Origin of the sequence: Cryobacterium sp. N22 (assembly GCF_002929555.1) — a bacterium.
Taxonomy (GTDB): Bacteria; Actinomycetota; Actinomycetes; order Actinomycetales; family Microbacteriaceae; genus Cryobacterium.
Genome location: NZ_PJJP01000038.1, coordinates 30501 through 56005 on the forward strand (window position 1 = coordinate 30501; position 25505 = coordinate 56005).

The window sequence follows — 25505 nt, forward strand, 5'->3', positions numbered from 1 at the left end:
AGCCAAGACTGAGAAGAGCCACAAAAAAGCGAACGCCGGGGCGGAATCCGAGAAGAAACGGATGCCGCACCCGGCGTCAGGTCACTGACTCCGGATCAGTGGAAGAAGTGACGCTCCCCGGTGAAGTACATCGACACACCGGCGGCCGTCGCCGCGGCGATGACCTCCTCGTCGCGCACCGAACCGCCGGGCTGCACGACCGCGGTCACGCCGGCCTCCAGCAGCACCTCGAGGCCGTCGGCGAACGGGAAGAACGCGTCGGACGCGGCCACGGCGCCCTCGGCACGCTCCCCCGCCCGGCTCACGGCCAGGTGGCAGGAGTCGACCCGGTTGACCTGGCCCATGCCCACACCCACGGATGCGCCGGCGTGCGCGAGCAGGATCGCGTTGGACTTCACCGCGCGGCAGGCCTTCCAGGCGAACTCGAGGTCGGCGCGAGTGGCGTCATCCACCTCGGGACCGGACACCAGGCGCCACTCGGAGGTGTCCAGGGTGTCGAAGGTGTCGGTCTCCTGCACGAGCAGTCCGCCGGAGATCTGGCGCAGCTCCAGCGACGAACGACGGTAGTCGGCCGGCAGCTCGAGCAGACGGATGTTCTTCTTGGCCGAGAGCAGTTCGAACGCGGCCGGCTCGAAGCCGGGCGCCACGAGCACCTCGGTGAAGATCTGGCTGACCGACTCGGCCATGCCCAGCGTGACGACGCGGTTGGCGGCGATGACCCCGCCGAACGCGGAGACCGGGTCGCAGTCGTGCGCGCGGTGGTGCGCCGACGCGATGGCGTCGGGAGCCTTGGGGTTGGCCACGGCGATGCCGCACGGGTTGGCGTGCTTGATGATCGCCACGGCCGGTTCGCTGAAGTCGAACGCGGCGCGCACGGCGGCGTCGGCGTCGACGTAGTTGTTGTACGACATCTCCTTGCCGTGCAGCTGCTTGGCCTGGGCGATGCCCTGGCCGCCCTCGCCGAGGTACAGCGCGGCGGCCTGGTGCGAGTTCTCGCCGTAGCGCAGCACGGTGCCGCGGGAGGCTTCGATCGCGAGAGTCTCGGGGAACAGGGCGTCGGCCTGTGTCTCCTCAGCACCGACGATCGCGTCGAACGCGTCGAGGATCTCCTCGCCGAGCGCCTCGGCGTCGTCCTGCCACTGGTCGTAGACGTTCTCGGTGAACCAGGCCGACACGCTCAGGTCGTAGTTGGCGGTGTGCTCGAACGCGAGCGAGGCCAGCTTCTGGCGCAGGCGCATGGTGCTGCCGCCGGCGCCGACGGCCGTGATGATCTCCGGGTAGTTCTCCGGGTCGACCACGATGGCCACGTTGGGGTGGTTCTTGGCGGAGGCGCGCACCAGGGCCGGTCCGCCGATGTCGATCTGCTCGATCACGTCGGCCGGTTCCGCACCGGACTCGACGGTCTCGACGAACGGGTAGAGGTTCACCACGACGAGCTGGAACGGGGCGATCGACAGGTCGGCGAGCTGGTTCTCGTGCGCCTCGAGGCGCAGGTCGGCGAGGATGCCGGCGTGCACGCTCGGGTGCAGGGTCTTCACCCGGCCGTCGAGCGACTCCGGGAACCCGGTGACGGCGGCGACATCCGTCACGTCGTGGCCGGCGTCGCGGATGGTGGCGGCGGTGGAGCCGGTGGAGACCATTTCCACCCCGGCGGCGGCCAGGGCATTGGCCAGTTCGACCAGGCCGGTCTTGTCTGAGACCGAGATCAGCGCGCGCTGCACGGGAATGAGGTCCCGGTCGCGGTAGAGGCTCCGGGCGTTGGTGTGACCGCTCATATGGGGGAATGCTCCTTGAGATCGACGTGTCCGTTGGCGATGTCCAGCACGGCCTGCACAAGCAGGCGGCGTTCGACGAGTTTGATGCGGTCGTGCAGCGAGTCCTGGGTGTCGTCGGTGTAGACCGGCACCCGTTCCTGGCTCACGATCGGTCCGTCGTCCACGCCATTGTCGACAACGATGATGCTGGCACCCGTCTGGGTCGCCCCGGCGGCGAGCGCGTCGCGCACCCCGTGGGCACCGGGGAACTCGGGCAGGAAGGCGGGGTGCGTGTTGATCAGGTGCGGCGACAGCGTGCCCACGACCCGCGGCGGCAGCAGGCGCATGAAGCCGCTGAGCACGGTGAGGTCGGGCTGCCACTGCTGGATCTGCTCGAGCAGGGCGTCGCCCCAGGCGTCACGGTCGGCGTAGGAGGCGAACGGCACCGTGAAGGTCGGGATGCCGAATTCCTCACCGAGCGCGAGCCCCTCGGCGTCCCGGTCAGCGCCGATGGCGATCACCCGGGCGGGGAACTCGGCGTCGGCGGACGCCTCGAGAAGCGAGCGCAGGTTCGATCCTCCGCCGGAGATCAATACGACCAGTGACAGCACCATCCGAGCCTACCGTTTCGTTGAGAGTTCCTCGGCACCGGAGTCTGTGCTCCGGGCTCGTCGGCCACCGACGAGCATACCGAGTGCGGCGGCGACGCCGACCTCCAGGGCGGTCAACGCCCCGACGAGCAGCGGGTTGGGACCGACCTCGGCGAGTCGCCCCGGTCCCATCGCTCCGGCCGACCACCAGGCGAGCAGGCCGAGCAGGATGCCGGCGACGACGCCCATCAGGGCACCGGTGCCGAGCATCCGCGCCGTGCCGTGCGGGGCGTTGGCGCGCCTGTCGACGCTTTGCCGCACGACCACCGCCACCACGAAGCCGATCAGCACCGGAACGAGCAGGCCCAGGAAGCCGAGCTCCAGGGTTCCGTGCGGGAGTGCTCCGAACAACGGCAGGCCGGGTACGGCGCCGAGCGTCGTGCCCAGCGGGGAGACGCTGTTGCCGGCGCCGAGGGCGATTCCGGGGCCGACGAACCAGCTGGCAGCCCAGATGACGACGTTCGGGATGAACGCGAGCTGCCCGATGGTGAGGGTGATGCCGCCCATCACCCCGGCCTGCAGGGTCTCGTAGAGTCCGATCACGGTGGCGAAATTGGCCAGTACCGACACGCACACGGCCAGACCGGAGACGACCATGATGCCGGCGACGGCGGCGGTGCCGCCGCGGAGTCCCGCGAGCAGCTGGCTGCGCAGTTCGGCGGGGATCCGGGCCAGCCGGTCGCCGACCGGGCGGCTCACCCAGCCGGGCAGCACCGTCCCGGCCGTCCGGGTCGCCCCGGCCAGGCCGATCAGCACGCCGGTGGCGAAGACCAGGGTCGGCAGCAGGATGCCTTGCACGGGCGCCGGCGTGACGACGCTGGTTCCGGCGGAGAGGGTGAGCAGCGCGGCGAGCAGCCCATAGCTGAGCACGGCCACGCCGGCCGCGGTGAGGCTGTACTCGGTGCCGGCGGCGCGGCGGCCGGTGCGCACACCCAACAGCACCGCGAGCAGCGCGAAACCGAGCAGCGCGATGCTCAGGGTGAACGGCAATTCTGAGCCGGGCAGGCCAAGCGAGGCCGAGACGTCGACGGGCAGCTGCACCGCGAGGTCGACGCCGTTGCCGAGCAGCCAGACGTCTACGGCGGCACGCCAGAAAACGAACCAGTCGATGCCCAGTTCGTAGTGGGTGCCCCACAGGATCGTCAGCGGCACCAGGGCGATGCCCACTCCGATGGCGACGACAATGAGCGCCTCGAGCGCGGCGAGCAGGGCAGTCGTTATACGGTTCATATCCGCAGGGAGCTTACCGTGGGCGGGCTGCGGGTTCGTCGTACCCCGCCGCGCTCGGGCCGAATCCCGGGCTAAATCCGTCGGTCAGATCCCGCCGTCCACCGACCGGATCACCGGCAGGTCCTCGTCGGGCACCAGAACCGCGGTCTCGCGGTTGAGCGACTCACCGCGGAAGAACGGTTTGGCGCCGGCGAAGAACGACCAGACGATCATCACAAGCACCCCGAACAACAGCGACCCGACTCCCACTACGAACACGCCGCCGACGCCGAACAGCACCGTGTAGCCATAGTCGGGGTCGAGCATGTCGATGACCGAGAAGACGAACGCCGCGGTGAGCAGCAGCGACCCGACCAGCGGGAAGACGAAGCGCATCCAGGCGTTGCGCCAGCTGGTGAACAGGTCGTGCCGGAAGTACCAGACGCAGGAGAAGCCGGTGATGGCGTAGTAGAACGCGATGGCCAGTCCCAGCGAGAGGATGGTGTCGTTGAGGATGTTGGAGCTCACCAGGGTCATTCCCACGTAGAAGGCCACCGCGACGATGCCCATGATCAGGGTGGAGAACGACGGGGTGTGGAAGCGCGGGTGCACCTGGGCGAACCGGCGCGGCAGGGCCTTGTAGACGGCCATCGCGAGGGTGCCGCGGGCGGTGGGCAGGATGGTGGTCTGGGTCGACGAGATGGCCGAGATCATCACGGCGGCCACGAGCAACCAGGCCCACGGGCCGAACACGGCGTCCTTGAGTGCGAAGAAGACGTCGTCGGCGTTGCCCTCGTTGCCCAGGCCGAATCCCTCGGTGCCGAGTCCGGCGTAGGCCATCGCGGCGACGGCGACGCCCACGTAGGTGACCAGCAGGATGATCGTGGTGAGCACCGCCGCCTGGCCCGGAATCCGCTTGGGGTCCTTCGTTTCCTCGTTCAGCGACAGGCAGGTGTCCCAGCCCCAGTAGATGAACAGGGCCAGCAGCACACCCTCGACGAGCCCGCTGAACGAGGTGAGGGCGAACGGGTTGAACCACTCGGCCTGCGGGGTGGTGGAGCCGGCCGGGGCGCTGCCGTCGAACACCGCCCAGAGGGTGAACACGGTGAACAGAATCAGGGCGAGGTACTGGAAGCCCAGCAGCACGTTCTGCAGCCGTTCACCGATCTCGATGCCGCGGTAACTCACCCACACCATCAGCACGATGAACACCACCCCGGTGACGGTCACGATGAGCTCGTTCTCGGCCAGGTCCGGCGCCACCAGCAGCCAGAAGTAGAGGCCGCCGATCTGGGCGAGGTTGCCGAGCACCACGATGCCGGCCACCGCCACACCCCAGCCGCCCATCCAGCCCACCCACGGGCCGAACGCCTTGGTCGCCCAGGTGAACGTCGTACCGCAGTCCGGGATGTCCCGGTTCAGTTCCCGGTAGGCGAACGCCACCAGCAGCATCGGGATGAACGCGATCACGAACACCACCGGAGCCTGGGCGCCCACGGCGAGCACCACGAAGCCCAGCGTCGCGGCCAGGGAGTACACCGGGGCCGTGGAGGCGAGCCCGATGACCGTGGAGCCGAACAGGCCCAGCGTTCCGGCGGCCAGGCCCTTGCCCGAGGCGGGGGCAGGATCGGGCCGGACCGGGGCCGTGGCGTCGTTGCGGGACATGGTCCTCCGATCGAAGGCAGCGGCATCCGTTGTGCGCGGGTACGCGTGTGCGGGCATAGTACTCGCCGCCCCGCGCACGAGAAAGGGCCCGCCGGATCGGCGGGCCCTTCGTCGTCTGGTGCGGTCTACAGCGCGGCGAGAACCTCGCGCAGCAGGGTCGCGGTCTCGCTCGGCGTCTTGCCGACCTTGACCCCGGCGGCCTCGAGGGCCTCCTTCTTGCCCTGCGCGGTTCCAGCCCCGTCGGAGACGATGGCGCCGGCGTGGCCCATGGTCTTGCCTTCCGGTGCGGTGAAGCCGGCCACGTAGCCCACGACGGGCTTGGTGACATGAGCCTTGATGTACTCGGCGGCCTTCTCCTCGGCGTCGCCGCCGATCTCGCCGATCATGACGATCGCGAGGGTCTCCGGGTCGGCCTCGAACGCGGCGAGCGCGTCGATGTGGGTGGTGCCGATGATCGGGTCGCCGCCGATGCCGATGGCGGTGGAGAAGCCGAGGTCGCGCAGCTCGTACATCATCTGGTAGGTCAGGGTGCCCGACTTGGAGACCAGGCCGACCGGGCCCTTGCCGGTGATGTTCGCCGGCGTGATGCCCACGAGCGCTTCACCGGGGGTGATGATGCCGGGGCAGTTCGGCCCGATGATGCGGGTCTTGTTGCCCTTCTCCTGGGCGTAGGCCCAGAACTCGGCGGAGTCCTGCACGGGCACGCCCTCGGTGATGATCACGAGCAGGCCGATTTCGGCGTCGATCGCTTCGATGACGGCGTCCTTGGTGAAGGCCGGCGGCACGAACGCGATGGAGACATCCGCGCCGGTCTTCTCCATGGCTTCGGCAACCGTGCCGAAGACGGGCAGCTCGACATCGCCGTGGGTGACGGTGGTGCCGGCCTTGCGGGCGTTGACGCCGCCGACGATCTGGGTGCCGGCCTTGAGCATCAGGGCGGTGTGCTTGGTGCCCTCGCCGCCGGTGATGCCCTGAACGATGACCTTGGAGTCCTTGTTGAGGAAGATTGACATGTTTTTCCTATTCCTTGATCTCGACGGGCGCGATCAGCGGGCGGCGTGGGCGAGTTCGGCGGCCTTGGCGGCGCCCTCGTCCATGGTGGCGGCCAGGGTGACCAGCGGGTGGTTGGCCTCGTTGAGGATGCGGCGGCCTTCGTCGACGTTGTTGCCGTCGAGGCGCACCACGAGGGGCTTGTTCGCGGCGTCGCCGAGGGTGGCGAGCGCGCCGACGATGCCGTGGGCGACGGCGTCGCAGGCGGTGATGCCGCCGAAGACGTTGACGAAGACGCTCTTGACCTGCGGGTCGCCGAGGATCACGTCGAGGCCGGCGGCCATGACGGCTGCGGATGCTCCGCCGCCGATGTCGAGGAAGTTGGCCGGCTTGACGCCGCCGTGCTCCTCACCGGCGTAGGCGACCACGTCGAGGGTGGACATGACCAGCCCTGCGCCGTTGCCGATGATGCCGACCTCGCCGTCGAGCTTCACGTAGTTGAGGTCGTTCTGCTTGGCCTTGGCCTCGAGCGGGTCCGCGGCGGCCTTGTCCTCGAGCGCGGCGTGGCCGGGGTGGCGGAAGCCGGCGTTCTCGTCGATGGTGACCTTGCCGTCCAGGGCGATGATGTCGCCCTCTTCGGTGAGCACCAGCGGGTTGACCTCCACGAGGGTGGCGTCTTCGCCGGCGAACACGCTGTACAGCTGCACGAAGACCGGGGCGACCTTGTCGACCAGCTCGGCCGGGAACTTCGCCAGCACGGCGATCTCCTTGGCCTTGGCCAGGTCGATGCCCGCGGTCGGGTCGATGGCCACGTAGGCGAGCGCCTCGGGCTTCTCCACCGCGAGAACCTCGATCTCCACGCCGCCCTCGTAGCTGGCGAGCGAGAGGTAGGAGCGGTTGGACCGGTCCAGCAGCACAGAGAAGTAGAACTCCTGCTTGATGCGGGCTCCCCCGGCAACCATCACCCGGTGCACGGTGTGCCCCTTGATGTCCAGGCCCAGGATGGCGCGCCCGGCGGCTTCGGCCTCATCCGGGGTCTTGGCGACCTTCACGCCGCCGGCCTTGCCGCGGCCGCCGACCTTGACCTGCGCCTTGACGACGACGACACCGCCGAGCTTCTCGGCCGCGGCGCGCACCTCCTCGGGCGTGTCTGCGATGATGCCCGGCAGAACCGGGACTCCATACTGCTCAAACAGGTCTCTGGCCTGGTATTCGTAAAGATCCACGCTGCTCTTCCAATCCGCGTCATAGCGTTCCGTGCATGGGGTAGGTGTGGTCTGGTTCCCCGGCGCGAAAACTAGCTCGACGTCGAGAGATACTGACCATCTCAAACTCTACCTTCTCAGATGAGCCCGGGGTGTCTCGACCCCGGAGGGGTGCTTGGTGCCGAAACGAGTCTGCCCGCGGCCGGTATTCTGGGCTTATGCCGTATCGCAACTCCAGCTTCGCCCTCGTTTCGTTTGCGGCCGGCCTGGATGCGGCCTTGCTGCTGCTCTTCGTCGTGATCGGCCGGGCCAGCCACGGTGAGGGCCTCTGGGGCGTGCTGGACACCTGGTGGCCGTTCCTGACCGGACTGGTGGTGGCCTGGCTGCTTCTGATGGCCCGGCGCACGCCGTTGCGGATCCTCTGGACCGGGGTGGGCGTGTGGCTGATCACCGTTGTCGTGGGCCTGCTGCTGCGGGTCGTCACCGGTCAGGGCGTGCAGCTGAGCTTCGTCATCGTGACCTTCCTCGTCCTCGGGGTGTTCCTGCTCGGCTGGCGCGCGATCGCGCTGCTCGTGCAGAGGTTGAACCGCCGCGGCGCACCGGCGAACGGCTCCCCTCTCGCTGGGTGAGCCCCACTTCGCTGGTTGAGCCCACGTCGCTGGTTGAGCTTGCCGAAACCCGGTGACCTGCCCGCGATAGCCGCCCTGCTTTCCCGCCCCGACCGGCGGTCGCCCTGTGCCCGGCCGCAGGGCTGGGCCACAATATCTGCGAACGGTTCGCTCGCCCGGGCTTCCCTGGCGTGGCCCGACCCCGCAGGAGGAGCGCATGAGCACCCTGTCGATCGACCCGAAGACCCTGGCCGAGGAGGCCTACCTCTACCTGTACCCGCTGGTGCTGATGGAGGTCACCCGGCAGCAGAGCATCAACACGGCGCCGGGGCGGATCTTCGGCCGCGGCCCCGAGAACACCTTCGTGCACACCCGCAACTTCCCGACGGCCGAGTTCCGCGACGTCGTGCGGCCCAACTTCGACACCCTGTATTCGATCGCCTGGCTCGAACTCGGTGCGGGCCCAGTCGTGATTCACCTGCCAGACACCGCCGACCGCTACTACCTGTTGCCGCTGATCGACATGTGGACCGAGGTCTTCGCCAACCCGGGCAAGCGCACCACCGGAACCGCAGCGCTGGACCTTCTTGTGGTCCCCCCGGGCTGGGCGGGCGAGCCGGCGGACGGCCACGGACTCATCCAGGCCCCCACCCCGCGCGTCTGGGTCGTGGGCCGGTTCCAGACCAATGGTGTCGACGACTACCCGGTGGTGCGGGCGCTGCAAGACCAGCTGTCGCTCACCCTGCCGCCGCAATACGTCCAGTTCCCGCTCGACCCGACCGTGGACTCGACCACCGCACCGCTGCGTACCGTGGCCCGGCTGAGCGGGGTGGAGTTCTTCCGCCGCGCCGCGTCGGCGCTGCGGACCGTGCCGGTGCACGATACCGACTTCTCGATCCTGGCCAGGATCCGGCACCTCGGCATCGTGCCGGGTCTGCCGTTCGACAGCGAGAGCCTGGATGCGGCGGACACCGCTCTGCTCGAAGACGGGGTGGCCGAGGCCCGGGCGACCATGCTGGCCACGCTGCCGATGCTGGGCCGGCGGGTGAACGGTTGGCTGCTCAACGTGGAGACCATGGGCAACTACGGCAACGACTACCTCAAGCGCGCCGTGGTGGCGCTCGTGGGCCTTGGCGCGAACCCGCCGGAGGACGCGGTGTACCCGATCCTCATGACGGATGCCGATGGCCGGCCCCTCGACGGCGGGAACCGCTACCGGCTGCACTTCGAGAGGCACGAGCTGCCGCCCGTCGAGGCGTTCTGGTCGCTGACCATGTACGACGCGGACGGTTTCCCGGCCGCCAACCCGATCGACAGGTATGCGATCGGCGACCGGGATGCGCTGCGCTACAACGCCGACGGGTCGCTCGACCTCGTCCTGCAGCACGAGCGGCCGACGGATGACCTGGTGGCCAACTGGCTGCCGGCGCCGCACGGGCCGCTCGGGGTGACGATGCGCCTGTACGGCCCGCGCCGCGAGGTGCTCGACGGCGCCTGGGTGCCCCCCGCGGTCACCCGGCTGGCATAGGTAGGGCTTGAAATAAGGAAAAAGTGACTTTATAAGGACGGGATTGGACACAGCATCCTTTTTTCCGGCCGATGTCCTTATAAGCGGCCGCCCGACCAGCGTCAGCGGTCGAGGCCCTCGTCGTCGTCGGTGTCCTCGCCCAGGTCGACGAGCCGGTTGTCGGCATCATCACCCCACTCGTCGGTGTTCTCCACGTCGGTCGGCGCGGTGTCCTCCTCGTCGGGAAGAAGCTCCTCGTCCTCGGGGATCTCGAGGTCGTCGACGGTGCGGTTGTCGTCGAGCGCCTCGGGGTCGTGCGGCCACAGGCCGTCGGAATCGTTGGTCATGATGATCGAGCCTCCTGTGGACGCGCGCCGACGCTGAACGGTGCGGGATCGGGTGTCCGGGATGGCTGCAGCGCGCGGGTCCCGGTGCAGCACACCGTACCGTCGTCGGTGGTTGCCGACAAGGCGTCGGTCAGCGGTCTACGACGCGGCGCCGGTCAGCCGTCGATGGCCCGCCGACGTGCGTCCCTGGCCAGGCCGGCGCGGGTGGCGACAACGAGCACCACGGCGACGGCGCCGCCCAGCGCCGTTTCCACGACCCTGTCCACCAGCAGTTCCGACACCGGCACCGGACTGCCCAGGTGCGACACCGTCAGCGCCAGCGGAGTGATGAACAGCAGCGCGGCGCCGTAGTGCTTGCCGATCAGGATCTCGGCGCCGAACTGGCCGATCGCGATCACCAGGATCAACACCCAGACGGGTGGCCCGGGCAGCAGGACCAATCCCGTGACCACGACTCCGAGCGCGGTGCCGAAGATGCGGTGGAAGGCGCGGGAGGTGGAGTGCCTGGCGCCGGGCGGCGGCATCACCGCCACCACGCTCACGACGGCCCAGTATGGATGCCCGATACCCACGAGAATGGCCAGGCCGCCGGCGATCAGGCTGCCCACCACCATCTGCCCGATCGACAGCCAGACCCGGCCGTCACGGTACGCGGCCAGGTTGACGCGGGGCTGCCGGGGCAGCTCCTTGAACAGCGGGGCCGACCGTTCCGGCGCGGCCCGGCGCAGCAGAGCGCCCGACATGGTCACCAGCCAGGCGAAAGCGGCACCGGCAACGCCCACCAGCAGCCGGGTCAGCACCTGGTCGGGTTCGGTGGGCACCTGGGCGCACACCGTGTACGCGAACACGAAGAACAGCGGGGTGCCGGGGAACAGTCCCATCGTGTTGACCAGCAGCACACCGAGAACCAACACCACGATCAGGCCCACCGTGAGCAGGCCGAGCGGCGCCCCGACGGCCGCCATCAGAAGCCCGAAACCGATGCTGCCGACCATTCCCACAGCCGCCACGCTCACCGATCGGGCCCGCAGCCGGTACGGTTCGCTGCGCCCGAACAGGGCTGTCATCCCGCCGAACGAGGCGTACACGGCCCAGTCGATGCGCCCGGCGAGCACCAGCACGATGAGGGGGATCACCATGGCCAGCGTCGCCCGGGTGGCGACCTCCAGGTCGAGTGCACGCAGGGACCGCGCCCACTGCCTCAGGGTTTCGGGCCGGGAGCGGGCATCCGCTGAATCGTCGGGGTGTGGCGCCGTCACTCGATCTTCTCGATCGGGGCGACCTTGATCAGCAGTTTCTTCGCCCCGCTGGTGTCGAACTGCACGTGCGCGATGCGCTTGGTGCCCTCCCCGGTGACCTGGTTGACCCGGCCGTCACCGAAGTCGACGTGACGGATGCGGTCGCCTGCGTTGAGGGTGAGGTCACCGTTGTCGCGCACCTGCGCGGTGATCCGGTTGGCCCACTCGGTCTTCGGCTTGGGCGCCGGCGGCAGCTGGCCCGGGGTGCCGCTGCGGCTGCCGAAGCCACCGCCGCCGAAGCCACCGCCGTCGCGGCGCGCGTTGAGCGCCCGGGACTGGGTGCCGCCGCGGGAGTTGGCCATGCCCGGGGACTGCTTCCAGTCGATCAGGGCGGCCGGGATCTCCTGCAGGTAACGGCTGGGCATGGCCACGTTGACCTCACCGAACTGGGCGCGGGTCATCGCCAGCGACAGGTAGAGCCGCTGCCGGGCCCGGGTGATGCCCACGTAGAACAGGCGCCGTTCCTCGGCGGGCCCGCCGGGTTCGCCGGCCGACATCTGGTGCGGCAGCAGCCCCTCCTCGACACCGGTGAGGAACACGGCCTCATATTCCAGGCCCTTGGCGGTGTGCAGCGTCATCAGCGACACGGTGCCGGAGGCGTCGTCGAGGTCGTCGGCGGCGGCCACGAGGGACACCTGGGTGAGGAAGTCGACCAGGCCGGCGTCGGGGTTCTCCCGGTTGAAGTCCTTGGTCTGGGCGACCAGTTCTTCGATGTTCTCCGCCCGCACCTCGTCTTGCGCGTCGCGGCTGGCCCGCAGCACAGCGAGCAGGCCGCTGCCGTCGAGCAGGAAGGTGAGCAGGTCGCTGACGTTGGAGACCCCGGCCGGGTTCTCCGGGTCGAGGCTGAGCGCGGCGGTGTCGAGCAGGGTGGCCAGCTTGAGGATGGCGCCGGTCACCTTGGGACCCAGGCCCAGGCCGCCGGAGTCGCGCATGGCCTGGCGGAAGGAGATGCCGTTGGTCTCGGCGAAGCTGGCCAGCTGGGTTTCGGTGGCCGGGCCGATGCCGCGCTTGGGGGTGTTCAGGATGCGGCGGAGCGCCAATTCGTCCAGCGGGTTCGCGACGGCGACGAGGTAGGCCAGCGCATCCTTGATCTCGGCGCGTTCGTAGAACTTGGTGCCACCGACGACGCGGTACGGCACCGCGGCGCGCACCAGGATCTCCTCCAGCGCACGGGTCTGCGCGTTGGTGCGGTAGAACACCGCCATGTCGCGGTAGGCCATGCCCGCCGCGTGCAGCACCTCGATCTCGTCGGCCACGAACTGGGCCTCGTCGTGCCCGTTGTACGCGGTGTAGCCCACGATCTTCGCGCCGTCACCGCCGGCGCTCCAGAGCCGCTTCTCGCGGCGGTCGAAGTTGTTGCCGATCACGGCGTTCGCGGCCGAGAGGATGTTCTGGGTGGAGCGATAGTTCTGCTCGAGCAGGATCACCTTGGTGCCGGGGAAGTCCCGTTCGAACTCGGTGATGTTGCGGCTGGAGGCGCCGCGGAACGCGTAGATGGACTGGTCGGAGTCGCCGACCACGGTCAGGCTCGCGCCGGGGATCTGACCCTGCGCGTCCTGCAGGTTCTTCACGTGCAGGCCCTGCTCCTCCATGTCGTCGGCCAGTTCGGCGTCGACGGGGCGGGTGAGCTCGCGCACCAGCGCGTACTGGGCGTGGTTGGTGTCCTGGTATTCGTCGACCAGGATGTGCCGGAACCGGCGCCTGTACAGTGCCGCGACCTTGGGGAAGGCCCGGAACAGGAACACGGTCTCGCCGATCAGGTCGTCGAAGTCGAGGGCGCTGGCCGCGCGGAGCCGTCGCGTGTACTGGCGGAAGATCTCGACGAACATGACCTCCTGCGGGTCGCTCATGTTCGCGTTGCGGGCGTAGGAGTCGACATCCGCCAGCTCGTTCTTGAGCTTGGAGATCTTGGACGCCACGTTGCCGGGCGTGAAGCCGAGGGTGTCGGCGTCGAGCTGCTTGATGATGCGCTTGATGGTGACCTTGGAGTCGGCCGAGTCGTAGATGCTGAAGTTCGCCGACAGGCCCGCGCTTTCGGCCTCACGGCGCAGGATGCGCACGCAGGAGGAGTGGAAGGTGCTGATCCACATGCCGTCGGACGCCTGGCCGAGCAGGGCCTTGACCCGTTCGCGCATCTCGGCGGCGGCCTTGTTGGTGAACGTGATCGCGAGGATCTGGCTGGGCCACGCCTCGCGGCTCTCGATCAGGCCGGCGACCCGGCGGGTGAGCACGCTGGTCTTGCCCGAGCCGGCGCCCGCGACGATCAGCAGGGCCGGGCCGCGGTACTTGACGGCCTCGAGCTGCTGCGGGTTGAGGCCGTCGAAGAGCGGGCTCTGCTGCTCGGAACCGGCGTCGGGACCCGCTCGTCCGTCGAGGATGATCGGGGTCGCGGACGACCTGGTCGCGGGGGCGTTGGGCAGGTCTGGAGACAAAGTCATGGCCAGCCAATTCTAGGCGCAGCCGCCGACATCCGCCCCTCGAGGTCAGGCGGGTGAGAGCGGATGCGGCAGCCCGGCGGACAGCCCGTCACGAACGAAGACGGCCAGGTCGGGCTGGTCGGCGAAGACCCCGTCGATGCCGGTGTCCATGATGGTGCGGAACTCGGCCTGCCAGTTGCCGAAGTCGGCCTTGCGGGTGCCGACCCTGAAGCTGGGGGCCAGGAACCGGTTCTCCGGGCGCAACGTCCAGGTGTAGATCGCCAGGCCGGCGGCGTGGGCGGCGTCCACCAGGTCTGAGGCGCCGTCGACGTTGCCGTCGGCGCCGGTGTGCAGGATCAGGGACTTGGGCACGCTGATGCCGTCGAGCTGGTGGCCGAGCTGGTAGAGCGCCAGGTCGGTGAGGTAGTCCGCGTAGGTCGTGGCCCGGTCGCCGAACCTGGCGACGAGATCGGCGGGGGCGCCGGTGGCCTCGAGCAGGAACACCCGGCGGCCGAAGACCCCGCGTGCCTGCACCTGGGCCAGCACCGTGCGTTCAAAGCTCTCGATGGTGAGCCGGCCCTCCCCCGTGTTCCAGCCGGCCTCGTTGACCTCGGCGGCGAACAGTTCGTCCAGCGGCAGCCCGATGGACTCGAAGTAGCTGGCGTGCTTGATCTCGGCGACGACGCCGAGCTCCCGGTCCAGCGGCGCCTCCGCACGATCGACGAGGCGCAGCACGTCGCGCAGCCGCAGGATCGGGAAGAGTCCGTCGAAGCTGGCGCTCAGGCCGCGCAGGGCAGGCAACCGCTCGCGGGCGCGCAGGGTGCGCAACTCCGCCCAGGTGAAGTCCTCGGTGAACCAGCCGGTCAGGGCGACACCGTCAATGACCTTCGAGGTGCGCCGGCCGGCGAATTCGGTGTGGGAGGCCACATCCGTCGTGCCGGAGATCTCGTTCTCGTGCCGCACCACCAGCACGCCGTCTTTGGTGGCGACGATGTCGGGCTCGACGGCGTCGGCCCCCAGGGCGAACGCGAGCCTGTAGGCGGCTTCGGTGTGCTCCGGACGGTAGCCGCTGGCACCGCGGTGAGCGATCACGAGGGGTGGCATGACCCAAGGTTAGCCGCGGCCTGCCAGAATCTTGAGTTGTGACCACCTGGACAGACTCGACGCCGCGCGTGCGCTGGGGCAACCCCCGGTGGCGGTACGGGGTGGGTCTCGTCACGATCCTGCTCGGCGTGGCCCTGACCAACCTGGTCAGCACCTACAGCCTGTGGTTCCTGCTGGTCGGGCCCTGCGTGCAGCTGCTCGGCTGGCTGATCCTGCCCGGTGCGCTCTGGCGCCGCCTGATCGTGATCCTGCCGTGCCTGCTGGCCGCCCTGGTGCTCATCGCCGGCCCGGACTTCGCCGGGGCGTTCGCGGTGCTGCTGGCCGGATGGCTGTTCGCCCGGCACCGGCCGGGGCGCAGCTACCTGGCGCTGATCCCGGTGATCGTGCTGAGCTTCGTGCTCAAGGGCGCCCTGAACGAGTACAGCCAGCACTGGATCGGGCTGCTGAGCGGTTCCGTAGCCTGTGTGGCCTGCGCCTGGTTGGGCTGGGCGCTGGCGGAGTGGCGCGGGCGCAGGCCGGCCGCATCCGCCGTTCGCGGTCCAGCCCAGGCTGAGTAGACTCTCAGCAAACTACGGGGTGTTCCGGTAGATTTGTTGCACAGACTCGCACGTCGCTCACCGGCGCGCATCCCTCACCAGCTGATTGTTAGGCAGGAAACCATGGCTACCTCCAACCCCGCATTTAGAAACGCCGCGTTCGGCGCTCCCGGCGCCGTTGCTACGTCCAAGGTGCTCTCCGACAACGACCTGCAGGCGCTGTACAACTCGCCCTCCGCCCGTTCGCAGGACACCGACCGGATGACCTACGAAGACACCATCGGCAAGACCGTCCTGGCCTTCGCCATCCTGCTGGCCGCAGCGGCGACAGCGTGGGTGCTCACCCCGGTGATGCCGTTCCTGTTCATCGTCGGTGCGATCGGCGGGCTCGTGCTCGGCCTGGTCAACGCCTTCAAGAAGGAGCCGTCGCCGCCCCTGATCCTCGCCTACGCCGCTCTTGAGGGCCTGTTCGTCGGTGGCATCTCCCGCTTCTTCGAGGAGATGGCCCCCGGCGTCGTCGTGCAGGCCGTCATCGCGACCCTCGTGGTCGTCGGTGTCACCCTGGCGCTGTTCTCCAGCGGCAAGATCCGCGCGTCCAAGCGGGCCACCAAGGTGTTCCTCGTCGCGATGGTCGGCTACGCGGTCTTCTCCCTGGTCAACTTCGGCCTGATGATGTTCGGCGCCGTCGACGGTGCGTTCGGCATGCGCAGCGGCACCATCGCCATCGCCGGCTTCGAGATCAAGCTGGGACTGCTGATCGGCGTGCTGGCCGTGCTCATGGCGGCGTACTCGCTGGTGCTGGACTTCGACTTCATCCAGAAGGGCGTCAACAACCGCGCTCCTCGCAAGTACGGCTGGAGCGGCGCGTTCGGCATCATGGTCACCGTCGTCTGGCTCTACATCGAGCTGCTGCGCATCTTCATGATCGCCCGCGAGTAGCGCTCCCCCGCACACCCCGAAAGGGCCGGCCCACCACGGGCCGGCCCTTTCGTCGTCTCCCGGGCGCCAGCGCGCCATCCGAGCTAAGCGGGCAAGGCGCCGCTACGCGGGTGGCGCGCCACGCGCACAGCGGCGCCTGAGCCGCACACCGCACCGGAGGCCCCCTCCAACGACGGAAGCACCCTCGCGCAAGGCGAGGGTGCTTCCGGTACTACGGGAGCGGCTTAGCGCCTACTCCCACTCGATGGTCCCCGGCGGCTTCGACGTGACGTCGAGCACCACGCGGTTGACCCCGTCGACCTCGTTGGTGATGCGGTTGGAGATCTTCGCCAGCAGGTCGTACGGCAGGCGGGTCCAGTCGGCGGTCATGGCGTCCTCGGAGGACACCGGGCGCAGCACGATCGGGTGGCCGTAGGTTCGGCCGTCGCCCTGCACGCCCACCGAGCGCACGTCGGCGAGCAGCACCACGGGGCACTGCCAGATCTCCCGGTCCAGGCCCGCGGCGGTCAGTTCGGCGCGCACGATCGCATCCGCCTGGCGCAGCAGGTCCAGGCGCTCCTGGGTGACCTCGCCGACGATGCGGATGCCCAGGCCGGGTCCGGGGAACGGCTGACGCTGCACGATCTCGGCGGGCAGGCCCAGCTCGGCGCCGATGGCCCGCACCTCGTCCTTGAACAGGGCGCGCAACGGCTCGACGAGCTCGAACTGCAGGTCCTCGGGCAGGCCGCCCACGTTGTGGTGGCTCTTGATGTTGGCGGTGCCGCTGCCGCCGCCGGACTCGACCACGTCGGGGTACAGGGTGCCCTGCACGAGGAAGCGGATCGGGTCGCCGTCGATCTCGGCGGCCTCCTTGATGAGCTCGGCCTGGGCCTGCTCGAAGGTGCGGATGAACTCGCGGCCGATGATCTTGCGCTTGGTCTCCGGGTCGCTGACCCCGGCGAGGGCGTTGATGAACTGCTCACGCACGTCCACGGTGACCAGGCGGATGCCGGTGGCCTTGACGTAGTCCTCTTCAACCTGGCGGCGCTCGTCTTCGCGGAGCAGGCCGTGGTCCACGAACACGCAGACGAGCTGGTCGCCGATGGCCTTGTGCACCAGGGCGGCCGCGACGGCGGAGTCGACTCCGCCGGAGAGCCCGCAGATGACCTTGCCGGTGCCGACCTGGGCCTGGATCAGCGCGACCTGCTCGGCGATGACGTTGCCGCTGTTCCAGTCCGCGGGGATGCCGGCGGCGCGGTGCAGGAAGTTCTCCAGCACGTGCTGGCCGTGCGCGGAGTGCTTGACCTCGGGGTGCCACTGCACGCCGTAGAGCCTGCGCTCGTCGTTGGCGAATGCGGCGACCGGGGTCGACACCGTGGAGGCGAGCACCGTGAAGCCGTCGGGGGCCTTGGACACCGAGTCGCCGTGGCTCATCCATACGGTCTGCTCGGCGGGCTGGTCGGCCAGCAGTGCGTTGACGCTGTCGGAGACGACCACGGGAGTGGAACCGTATTCGCGCTGGCCGGTGTGCGAGACCTCGCCGCCGAGGGCGGTGGCCATCACCTGGAAGCCGTAGCAGATGCCCAGCACCGGGATGCCGAGGTCGAAGATCGCCGGGTCGAAGGCGGGGGCGCCCTCGGCGTAGACGCTGGACGGCCCGCCGGAGAGCACGATGCCGATCGGGTTCTTCTCGACGACCTCCGCCGCGGTGATCGAGTGCGCCACGATCTCCGAGTACACGGATGCCTCGCGCACGCGCCGGGCGATCAGCTGCGCATACTGCGCGCCGAAGTCCACCACGAGCACCGGGCGGCTGATGCCCGACGCCGCGACGGACGGGGCGCCTTCCTCGGTGCCGATCAGGTTTTCGAGGCCCTCGGCGCCCTCGGCGCCGTCGGCTCCCACGACGTCCATCGGGTTCACGGCGCTCATGCGCGGACCCCGCTTTCCACTACGGCGACGGGGTGCGCGGCCAGGTACGCCTTGACTCGCTGGCCGACCTTCACCTCGAGGAAGAAGGACAGGAACGGGATGATGCCACCGAGGGCGATCAGCAGGAAGGTGGGGAAAGGCCAGCGCATGATGCTCCAGAGGCGGAAGTCGGCGAACAGATACAGAACGTAGAACCAGCCGTGCACCATCAGCAACCCGGTGCTCAGGTTGACGGCGGTCACGGTGCCCGCGGGAACGAGGGCCAGGAAGCCGTTGGGGCCGAAGCCTTCGAGCTCGGTGCCGAGGAAGTACTTGGCGATCACTTCGGCGCAGAGCAGCAGCAGCAGGACACCGGTGATGATCGACGAGACCTGGTACAGCCGAAGCGCACCGGGGATTCTGGGCAGGTCGGCGGGCTTAGGTTCAAGTGGCATGGGCTAATTCTACGGGGCGTTCGCGTGCGGCTGGTCGGCGCCCGCGGGCGCAGCAGCAGCCTCGGCCTCCTCGACCTCGCGCTCCCAGGCATCCCGCACCAGGCGGTACCAGAGGAACACCGCGAATCCGGCGAAGACGACCCACTCGAGCGCGTAGAAGATGTTCAGCCAGTTCAGCGGAACCTCCACTTCGGGCTCCGGGGAGTCGATGACCGTCAGACCGTCGGGGGCGACGGTGTCGACGATGTAGCCCTGGTAGACGGACTGGTCGGACCAGTTCGCCCAGAGGTTGATCAACGCCGCCGTGGACACCGTGGTCATGGTGTCCGGGTCGGCGTCTTCGTCCGGCAACGCGGGCGCCTCGGACGGCAGGAACCGGCCGGTGAGCGGCTGCAGGGAGAGGATCGACATCTGCGTGGCGAGCCGGTCGCGGACCGCGGCCGCCTCGTCGGCGTCGGCGGTCCAGCCGCGGGCCACCGCGATGCTGGCACCCTCATCGGTGACGAAGTGGCTGACCACCCAGAAGCCGGTGTCGCCGCCGTTGTGCCGGCCACTGATGACCTGCTCGTCGCCGGCCACGAACGAGCCGGTCGTCTCGATCATCTGGCCCTCCGCGACCTGCGCGGGCGGCCCATCCGGTGACACCGTGTCGCTCAGCGGTTGCACGGTCTCGGTGCTGCGCTCGACGACCTCGCCGGAGGAGATGGCGCGGGCCAGCTGCCACTGGCCGAGGGCGGCGAAGGCGGCGGAGATGGCCAACGCCAGCACCAGCGCGGCGATCCACCGGGGACGCACCATCATGCGGATCATGAGTAATCACCCGTCTGGTCGTCCTGGCCGGCCTTGTCGGTCTTCTTCTTGGGAGTCGGGTACGTGTCGGAGATGAAGTCCACCATCGGGTCGCCGGATTTCTGGTCGTGGGTGACCGCCTCGACCAGAGCGATCTCTTCGGCGCGCATGGCGTCGCGCTCCGGGGTGCGGGTGGGCGGATGCGCCGCTCGGGAGCGCCGGCTGAGGGCGGCGCCGATCTTCTCCGAGTTGGCGGTGAACAGCGGGCCGAGGATCGCCATGGTCAGCACGTAGAGGCCCGCGAACGGTTGCAGCCGCGGGTCAAGGCCGGCGCTGACCGACAGGGTCGCCAGGATCAGGGTGAACTCGCCGCGGTTGACGAAGATCGCGGCGGTGTTCAAGCCTTCGCGCACCCCCATCTGGTGCATCCGGGCCAGCAGGGCGCCCGAGCCCAGGCTGAGCACGAAGGTCATCACGATGGCGATGCCCACCAGGCCGATGACCGAGCCGAACTCGGCCACGTTCAGCGCCAGGCCGAAGTTGAGGAAGAAGAACGCCCCGAAGACGTCGCGTAGCGGTACCGCCACCCGTTCGATGCGGCCCCGGTAGGTGCTGGCGCCCAGGACAACGCCGATGAGGAACGCGCCGATGGCGTCGGTGACGCCGATGATCTCGCCGATGCCGGCGAAGAGCACGGCCAGGCCGAAGAACAGGATGGTGAAGAGTTCGTCGTCCTTGGTGCGCATCAGCCTGGACACGACCCGGCCGCCCCACCGGGCGACGGAGAACATCACCACCAGGAACAGGAATGCGATGCCCAGTTGCAGCACGATGGGCCAGATCTCGGTCTTGCCGCTGAGCACCACCGACACGATGGCCAGGTATACGGCGATGAAGATGTCACCGACCACGGTCACTCCGAGGATCATCGGGGTTTCCTTGTTGGCCAGCCGACGCAGTTCGATGAGCAGTTTGGTGATGATCGCGCTGGACGAGGTGCCGGTCATGCCCGCGATGACCAGGGCCTCCCTGGCACCCCAGCCGGTCATCATGCCGAACGCGAAGCCGGCGCCCATGTTGATCAGGATGTAGGAGCCGCCGGAGACCAACAGCTTTCCAGCGTCGCCGAAGAAGGCCTCCTGGTCGAACTCGAGGCCCAGGCTGAAAAGGAGCAGGATGAGTCCGAATACCGCGATGAGTTCGATGTCGGCGGAATGGAAGTCCAGCGGGAACCATCCGCTGTACGGGCTCGCCAGCAGACCCACGATCATGTAGATCGGGATCGACGGCAAGCCGATCAGCTTGCCCAGGCGGCCCAGGACGTAGGCAACCACCAGCAGGATGCCCAGGGTGAGGAGGTCTTCACCGAGGTTCATCGGCTACCCTCCTGGCGGCGCGTCGACGGGCTTGGACTTGATCTCACCGGTGCGGAAGAAGGCGAAGGCCTTCGCCACTTTCTCGGGAGAGCCGGCCACGACGAGGGTGTCGCCGGGGAAGACCTTGAAGTCCGGCGCGGGGGCCGGGTTGGCGGATTCGCCGCGCACGACGGCGACCACGGTGAGCCCGGCGATGCCGCGCTCGGCGGGGTTGCCCAGCGGCTGGCCGGCTATGTGGTCTTCGTAGTCCACGGTGAACCAGTCGATGCTCAGGCCGGGGATCTGGTCGAGCGCGGTGAGGGACTCGGTGATCTGGGTGCCGCCGAGCAGTTCGGCGAGGGTGTGCGCCTCGTCCTCGCTCAGGCGCAGCGACACCTTGCTGGCGTCGGGGCCGCCCTCGTCGTCGGCGAAGGTGATGAGGTCGCTGTGACCGGAGCGGTGCGCGATGACCCCGACCTTGCCGCCGTCGTCGGTGATGAAGGTGTGCAGCACACCCACACCGGGGAGCTTGACCCGTCGAACGTCAACCATGGTGCGACTCCTGAAGGCTTGGGGGCGGTTCGTTCATTCTACCGGAGCGTGTCTGCCGGTTGGTCGGGCCGCGGCGCCGCACGCGCCCGCTCGGCTCGTGGCTGCTCGTTGCGAGGTTCGGTGCGCCCCGTATGGCCGGATGCGCCCGCCATAGCGGGCGCATTCCGCCACAAGAGGTGCACTCCCCGCTCAATCCACAGCGGAGCCACTGATCGAAGGAGTGCACAGATGTCTCGGGGCGACGTCAACAGGCACAGCACCCTGCGAGCCTCTCCGCATGGAAACCACCTCATCTGCCACCCTCGACGTCCTCGCCACGTTGTCTGGCCGCAGTGGACTCATCCTGGCGAGCGACGCGGCCCGCGTCGGCCTGCAGCGCGAGCTTCGGCACGAGTTAAAGCGGGAGACCGTGATCCGCCTCCGCCGAGGGGTGTACGTGCACGCGGCGGAGTGGGCTGCGCTAGGGGCGGATGAGCGCTACCTGCGTCGGATCCACGCTCATGCGGCGGTCGCGGAGGCGCAAGTGGTCTACTCGCACTACTCCGCGGCCGCCCTGTGGGGGTTGCCGATCGTTGGCGCCTGGCCTAAAGAGATTCACCTCGTCGCCTCGGCGGCGGCGGGCGGCCGATCCCGGCACGGGGTGGTGCGCCATTCGCAGGAGCACAGCCTCGACGTCGTGGATCACGAGGGACTTCGGGTTACGAGCGTCGCATCCACCGCGGTTGCAATGGCCCGAGTACTACCGTTCGGCCAGGCGATTGCGGTGATGGACAAGGCCATCCACGAACCGCGCGATGGTGCCGCGTTGACGACGATGGCCGAGCTCGAACAGGCTTTCGGGCAGCTCCGCCGTGTTCCCGGCCGCGCGGCAGCTGGGCGTGCGCTCGAGTTCGCCTCGCCGCTGTCGGGATCGGTAGGAGAGTCGATCAGTCGCGCTGGCATCTTCCTGCTCGGCTTTCTCCTGCCCGAGCTGCAGACCCCGCACTGGGACAGGGACGGCTTGATCGGATTCACCGACTTCTTCTGGCGGGGTATCGCCAAGGTCGGCGAATTCGACGGGCACGGCAAGTATCTGCGCGACGATTTCACCCGCGGGCGTACCACCGCCGACATCGTGATCGCCGAGAAGATCCGTGAGGACCGGCTTCGAGCGCTGGGGCTGGGCGTCTTCCGTTGGGATTGGGCAACGGCGACGACGCTCCCGGCCCTGGGCAACCTCCTCAGCCGCAACGGGATTCCCCGAGCCCGCTGACCGGGTGGTGGTCGCTGCGCCCCCTGTGGCGGAATGCGCCCGCTATAGCGGGCGCATTGCGCCATACGAGGTGCAGCGGACGCCCGCGCTCAGTTCGTCACGATGTCCGGCGCCTCCAACCGCACCCGGTCGGCGGACTCGTCGTCGGGCTGGGTCTGCGAGGCACGTTCGGCGGCGACCCGCTTGAGGTAGATCGACACCTCCCGCTCCTCACGCTCGGCATCCCAGCCGAGCACCTCGGCCAGCAGCCGGGCGGCGACGGGGGCCGCGGACACCCCGCGGTCCCAGGCCTCGATGGAGATGCGGGTGCGCCGGGCGAGCACGTCCTCGAGGTGCAGCGCGCCCATGTGGGTGGCCGCGTAGACCACCTCGGCCTGGATGTAATCATCCGCGCCGGGCAGCGGGTCAGCCAGTTCCGGCCGGGCCTTGATCAGGTCGAGCAGCTCGTCGGTGAGGGTGCCGTAGCGGTTGAGCAGGTGTTCGATCCGCACGGTGTGCAGGTTGAACGCGTACGCGATCTTGCCGCGCTTGTTCCACGCCGCCCGGTAGCCCTCGGCGCCCAGCAACGGGATCTCCTTCGTCGTGGACGGCGGAACCAGCCCGTCGAGGGCATCCACCGCGGCGTCGATCGCGTCCTTGGCCATCACCCGGTAAGTGGTCCACTTGCCGCCGGCGATCACGACCAGGCCGGGCACCGAATGCCCGACGAGGTGCTCGCGCGACAGCTTGGAGGTCTGCTCGGACTCCCCCGCCAGCAGCGGCCGGAGGCCCGCGTAGACGCCCTCCACGTCTTCCCGGGTCAGCGGGACCTGCAACACGGCGTTGACGTGTTCGAGCAGGTAGTCGATGTCCGCGGCCGTGGCCGCCGGATGCGCCTTGTCCAGGTGCCAGTCGGTGTCGGTGGTGCCGATCAGCCAGTGCCGGCCCCACGGGATCACGAAGAGCACGCTCTTCTCGGTGCGCAGCAGCAGGCCCATCGACGACTGGAACCTGTCGCGCGGCACAACCAGGTGGATGCCCTTGGACGCGCGCACCTTGAACGTGCCGCGCTCACCGACCATCCGCTGGGTGTCGTCGGTCCAGACGCCGGTGGCGTTGACCACCTGCTTGGCGCGCACCTCGAAGCGCTCCCCGGTCTGCAGGTCGTGCGCCTGCACGCCGACGACCCGTTCGCCCACCTTGATGAACCCCTCCACGCGCACCCGGCTGGCCACGTGGGCGCCGTACGCCGACGCCGTGCGCGCCAGCGACGCCACGTAGAGGGCATCGTCGACCTGAGCGTCGTAGTAGGTGATGCCGCCGACGAGGGCGTCGTGGCTGAGGCTGGGCACCAGCTTGGCGACCTGGCTGCGGCTGAGGTGCCGGTGGTGCGGCACGCCGGGCCGGCCGCCGAGGTAGGAAAGCATGTCGTAGAGCAGCATCCCGGCGCCCACGTAGCCGCGTTCGAACACCCGCTTCTTCAACGGGTAGAGAAAGCGCACGGGCTTGACCAGGTGCGGCGCGATGCGTTTGAGCAGCAGGCCGCGCTCGGTGAGGGCCTCCCGCACCAACCGGAAGTCGAGCTGTTCCAGGTAGCGGATGCCGCCGTGCACGAGCTTCGATGAGCGACTGGAGGTGCCCGACGCCCAGTCCCTGGCCTCGAGCATGCCCACGCTCAGCCCGCGGGTGACGGCATCCAGGGCGCTGCCGGTGCCGACGATGCCGCCGCCGACCACGAGGATGTCGACTTCCTTGGATTTGAGGCGTTCGATCGCCGCCGCGCGTTCCTCAGGTCCGAGCTTCGTGGACCTGGTCACCGAATTGTCGTGCGTCATCTGCAAACTCCCATCGCCATCGGTGGTGCTTGCTTCGACGCTAGTTCACTCAGTACGGCGCGACAACTACCTCTACCCGCTGAAATTCCTTGATTCCGCTGTAGCCGGTGGTGGCCATCGAGCGGCGCAGGGCGCCGACGAGGTTGGCGGTGCCGTCGGCGACCGGTGCGGGTCCGTAGAGGATCGCCTCGAGCGGGGCGACGGTGCCCACCTCCACGCGCTTGCCGCGGGGCAGCTGGGAGTGGTGCGCTTCGGCACCCCAGTGGAAGCCGCCGCCGGGGGCGTCGGTGGCGCGGGCCAGGGCGGTGCCGAGCATCACGGCATCCGCACCGCAGGCGATGGCCTTGACGATATCGCCGGAGGTGCTCAGGCCGCCGTCGGCGATGACGTGCACGTAACGGCCGCCGGATTCGTCCATGTAGTCGCGGCGGGCGCCGGCGACGTCGGCCACGGCGGTGGCCATGGGGGCGTGGATGCCGAGGCTGGTGCGGGTGGTGGACGCCGCGCCGCCGCCGAAGCCGACGAGCACGCCGGCCGCGCCGGTGCGCATCAGGTGCAGCGCCGCGGTGTAGGTGGCGGCGCCGCCGACGATGACGGGCACGTCGAGGTCGTAGATGAACTTCTTGAGGTTCAGCGGTTCCTGGTTGCGCGAGACGTGCTCGGCGCTGACCGTGGTGCCGCGGATGACGAAGAGGTCGACGCCGGCGGCGACGACGGTCTCGTAGAGCTCCTGGGTGCGCTGCGGCGACAGGGCGCCCGCGACGGTGACGCCGGCGGCGCGGATCTCGGCCAGACGCTCGGTGACCAGGGCCGGCTTGATCGGCTCGGCGTAGATCTCCTGCATGCGCGCCGTGGTCTTGTCGGCGGGCAGCTCGCGGATCTCGGCCAGCAGCGGCTCCGGGTTCTCGTACCGGGTCCACAGGCCCTCGAGGTCCAGGACACCGAGTCCGCCCAGCTGGCCCATCATGATCGCCGTCGTCGGGGAGACGACGGAGTCCATCGGGGCGGCGAGGAACGGGATGTCGAACTGGTAGGCGTCGATGGACCAGCCGACCGACACATCCTCGGGATCACGGGTGCGCCGACTGGGCACCACCGCGATGTCGTCGAAGGCGTATACGCGGCGTGCGCGCTTGGACCGGCCGATTTCGATTTCCATACTCACCCGC

At 69.0% G+C, this 25505-nt stretch carries 22 protein-coding genes; 5 read left to right on the top strand and 17 right to left on the bottom strand.

Going from position 1 to position 25505, the window contains the following annotated elements; all coding sequences use genetic code 11:
- Nucleotides 1–95: 95 nt before the first annotated feature.
- The 6 genes from purH to sucC form a co-directional block, all read right to left on the bottom strand.
- Nucleotides 96–1775, bottom strand: coding sequence for a bifunctional phosphoribosylaminoimidazolecarboxamide formyltransferase/IMP cyclohydrolase (gene purH / locus CXY76_RS14075; protein ID WP_104165628.1), 1680 nt, complete (start codon nt 1773–1775; stop codon nt 96–98).
- Entirely contained in the window at nt 1772–2365 is a 594-nt protein-coding gene (purN, locus tag CXY76_RS14080; RefSeq protein ID WP_104166072.1) for a phosphoribosylglycinamide formyltransferase, read from the bottom strand. The genes purH and purN overlap by 4 nt, the downstream gene beginning before the upstream one ends.
- A gap of 9 nt (nt 2366–2374) precedes the next feature.
- Complete coding sequence (locus CXY76_RS14085) at nt 2375–3634, bottom strand: DUF6350 family protein (protein WP_104165630.1); 1260 nt, start codon at nt 3632–3634, stop codon at nt 2375–2377.
- 84 nt (nt 3635–3718) lie between these two features.
- Nucleotides 3719–5278, bottom strand: a complete 1560-nt coding sequence (locus CXY76_RS14090) for an APC family permease (RefSeq protein ID WP_104165632.1) — start codon at nt 5276–5278, stop codon at nt 3719–3721.
- A 125-nt stretch (nt 5279–5403) separates the two neighbouring features.
- The gene (sucD, locus tag CXY76_RS14095; RefSeq protein ID WP_066597484.1) at nt 5404–6291 is read right to left on the bottom strand and encodes a succinate--CoA ligase subunit alpha; all 888 of its coding nucleotides are present in this window, start codon (nt 6289–6291) and stop codon (nt 5404–5406) included.
- Nucleotides 6292–6324: 33 nt separating this feature from the next.
- Nucleotides 6325–7494: an ADP-forming succinate--CoA ligase subunit beta gene (gene sucC, locus CXY76_RS14100; protein WP_104165635.1), complete on the bottom strand. Its 1170-nt coding sequence runs from the start codon at nt 7492–7494 to the stop codon at nt 6325–6327.
- Between the two features lie 197 nt (nt 7495–7691).
- Between sucC and CXY76_RS14105 the strand changes: the two genes are divergently transcribed.
- Complete coding sequence (locus CXY76_RS14105; protein WP_104165638.1) at nt 7692–8102, top strand: DUF3054 domain-containing protein; 411 nt, start codon at nt 7692–7694, stop codon at nt 8100–8102.
- 196 nt (nt 8103–8298) lie between these two features.
- Entirely contained in the window at nt 8299–9609 is a 1311-nt protein-coding gene (locus tag CXY76_RS14110; RefSeq protein ID WP_104165640.1) for a DUF1254 domain-containing protein, read from the top strand.
- A 101-nt stretch (nt 9610–9710) separates the two neighbouring features.
- On the opposite strand, the gene CXY76_RS14115 is transcribed toward CXY76_RS14110, so the two are convergent.
- From CXY76_RS14115 to CXY76_RS14130, 4 genes are all read right to left on the bottom strand, one after another.
- On the bottom strand, nt 9711–9935 hold the full coding sequence (locus CXY76_RS14115; RefSeq protein WP_104165642.1) for a hypothetical protein: 225 nt from the start codon (nt 9933–9935) through the stop codon (nt 9711–9713).
- 155 nt (nt 9936–10090) lie between these two features.
- Complete coding sequence (locus tag CXY76_RS14120) at nt 10091–11194, bottom strand: FUSC family protein (RefSeq protein ID WP_104165644.1); 1104 nt, start codon at nt 11192–11194, stop codon at nt 10091–10093.
- Nucleotides 11191–13671: an ATP-dependent helicase gene (locus CXY76_RS14125; protein ID WP_104165646.1), complete on the bottom strand. Its 2481-nt coding sequence runs from the start codon at nt 13669–13671 to the stop codon at nt 11191–11193. Before CXY76_RS14125 ends, CXY76_RS14120 begins: the two co-directional genes overlap by 4 nt.
- A gap of 45 nt (nt 13672–13716) precedes the next feature.
- Entirely contained in the window at nt 13717–14754 is a 1038-nt protein-coding gene (locus CXY76_RS14130; protein ID WP_104165649.1) for a glycerophosphodiester phosphodiesterase family protein, read from the bottom strand.
- 38 nt (nt 14755–14792) lie between these two features.
- Here CXY76_RS14130 and CXY76_RS14135 point away from each other — a divergent pair, with 38 nt between their 5' ends.
- Both CXY76_RS14135 and CXY76_RS14140 read left to right on the top strand, forming a co-directional pair.
- A complete protein-coding gene (locus tag CXY76_RS14135) occupies nt 14793–15311 on the top strand; it encodes a hypothetical protein (protein ID WP_104165651.1) in 519 nt (172 codons plus the stop codon).
- Between the two features lie 102 nt (nt 15312–15413).
- Nucleotides 15414–16229 (top strand): Bax inhibitor-1/YccA family protein, encoded by an 816-nt coding sequence (locus CXY76_RS14140; RefSeq protein ID WP_104165653.1) that lies wholly within the window; start codon nt 15414–15416, stop codon nt 16227–16229.
- Between the two features lie 231 nt (nt 16230–16460).
- Here the strand turns inward: CXY76_RS14140 and guaA are convergent, their stop codons facing one another.
- From guaA to CXY76_RS14165, 5 genes are read right to left on the bottom strand one after another with little or no spacing between them, the layout of a single operon-like run.
- Nucleotides 16461–18140, bottom strand: coding sequence for a glutamine-hydrolyzing GMP synthase (gene guaA / locus CXY76_RS14145; protein ID WP_255408480.1), 1680 nt, complete (start codon nt 18138–18140; stop codon nt 16461–16463).
- Nucleotides 18137–18574 carry a DUF3817 domain-containing protein gene (locus tag CXY76_RS14150; protein WP_104165656.1) on the bottom strand — a complete coding sequence of 146 codons (438 nt, stop codon included), beginning with the start codon at nt 18572–18574 and terminating at the stop codon, nt 18137–18139. The genes guaA and CXY76_RS14150 overlap by 4 nt, the downstream gene beginning before the upstream one ends.
- A 9-nt stretch (nt 18575–18583) precedes the next feature.
- Nucleotides 18584–19384, bottom strand: a complete 801-nt coding sequence (locus CXY76_RS14155) for an SURF1 family protein (RefSeq protein WP_104165659.1) — start codon at nt 19382–19384, stop codon at nt 18584–18586.
- On the bottom strand, nt 19381–20739 hold the full coding sequence (locus tag CXY76_RS14160; RefSeq protein ID WP_104165661.1) for a cation:proton antiporter: 1359 nt from the start codon (nt 20737–20739) through the stop codon (nt 19381–19383). The genes CXY76_RS14155 and CXY76_RS14160 overlap by 4 nt, the downstream gene beginning before the upstream one ends.
- 3 nt (nt 20740–20742) lie before the next feature.
- Entirely contained in the window at nt 20743–21270 is a 528-nt protein-coding gene (locus tag CXY76_RS14165) for a cation:proton antiporter regulatory subunit (protein WP_104165663.1), read from the bottom strand.
- Nucleotides 21271–21547: 277 nt separating this feature from the next.
- On the opposite strand from CXY76_RS14165, the gene CXY76_RS14170 reads away from it, so the two are divergent.
- Nucleotides 21548–22522 (top strand): hypothetical protein, encoded by a 975-nt coding sequence (locus CXY76_RS14170; protein WP_104165666.1) that lies wholly within the window; start codon nt 21548–21550, stop codon nt 22520–22522.
- A gap of 89 nt (nt 22523–22611) precedes the next feature.
- Here CXY76_RS14170 and CXY76_RS14175 read toward each other — a convergent pair whose 3' ends face one another.
- The gene (locus CXY76_RS14175) at nt 22612–24336 is read right to left on the bottom strand and encodes a glycerol-3-phosphate dehydrogenase/oxidase (protein ID WP_199190319.1); all 1725 of its coding nucleotides are present in this window, start codon (nt 24334–24336) and stop codon (nt 22612–22614) included.
- A 49-nt stretch (nt 24337–24385) separates the two neighbouring features.
- Entirely contained in the window at nt 24386–25495 is a 1110-nt protein-coding gene (locus CXY76_RS14180; RefSeq protein WP_104165668.1) for a GuaB3 family IMP dehydrogenase-related protein, read from the bottom strand.
- Nucleotides 25496–25505: the final 10 nt, after the last annotated feature.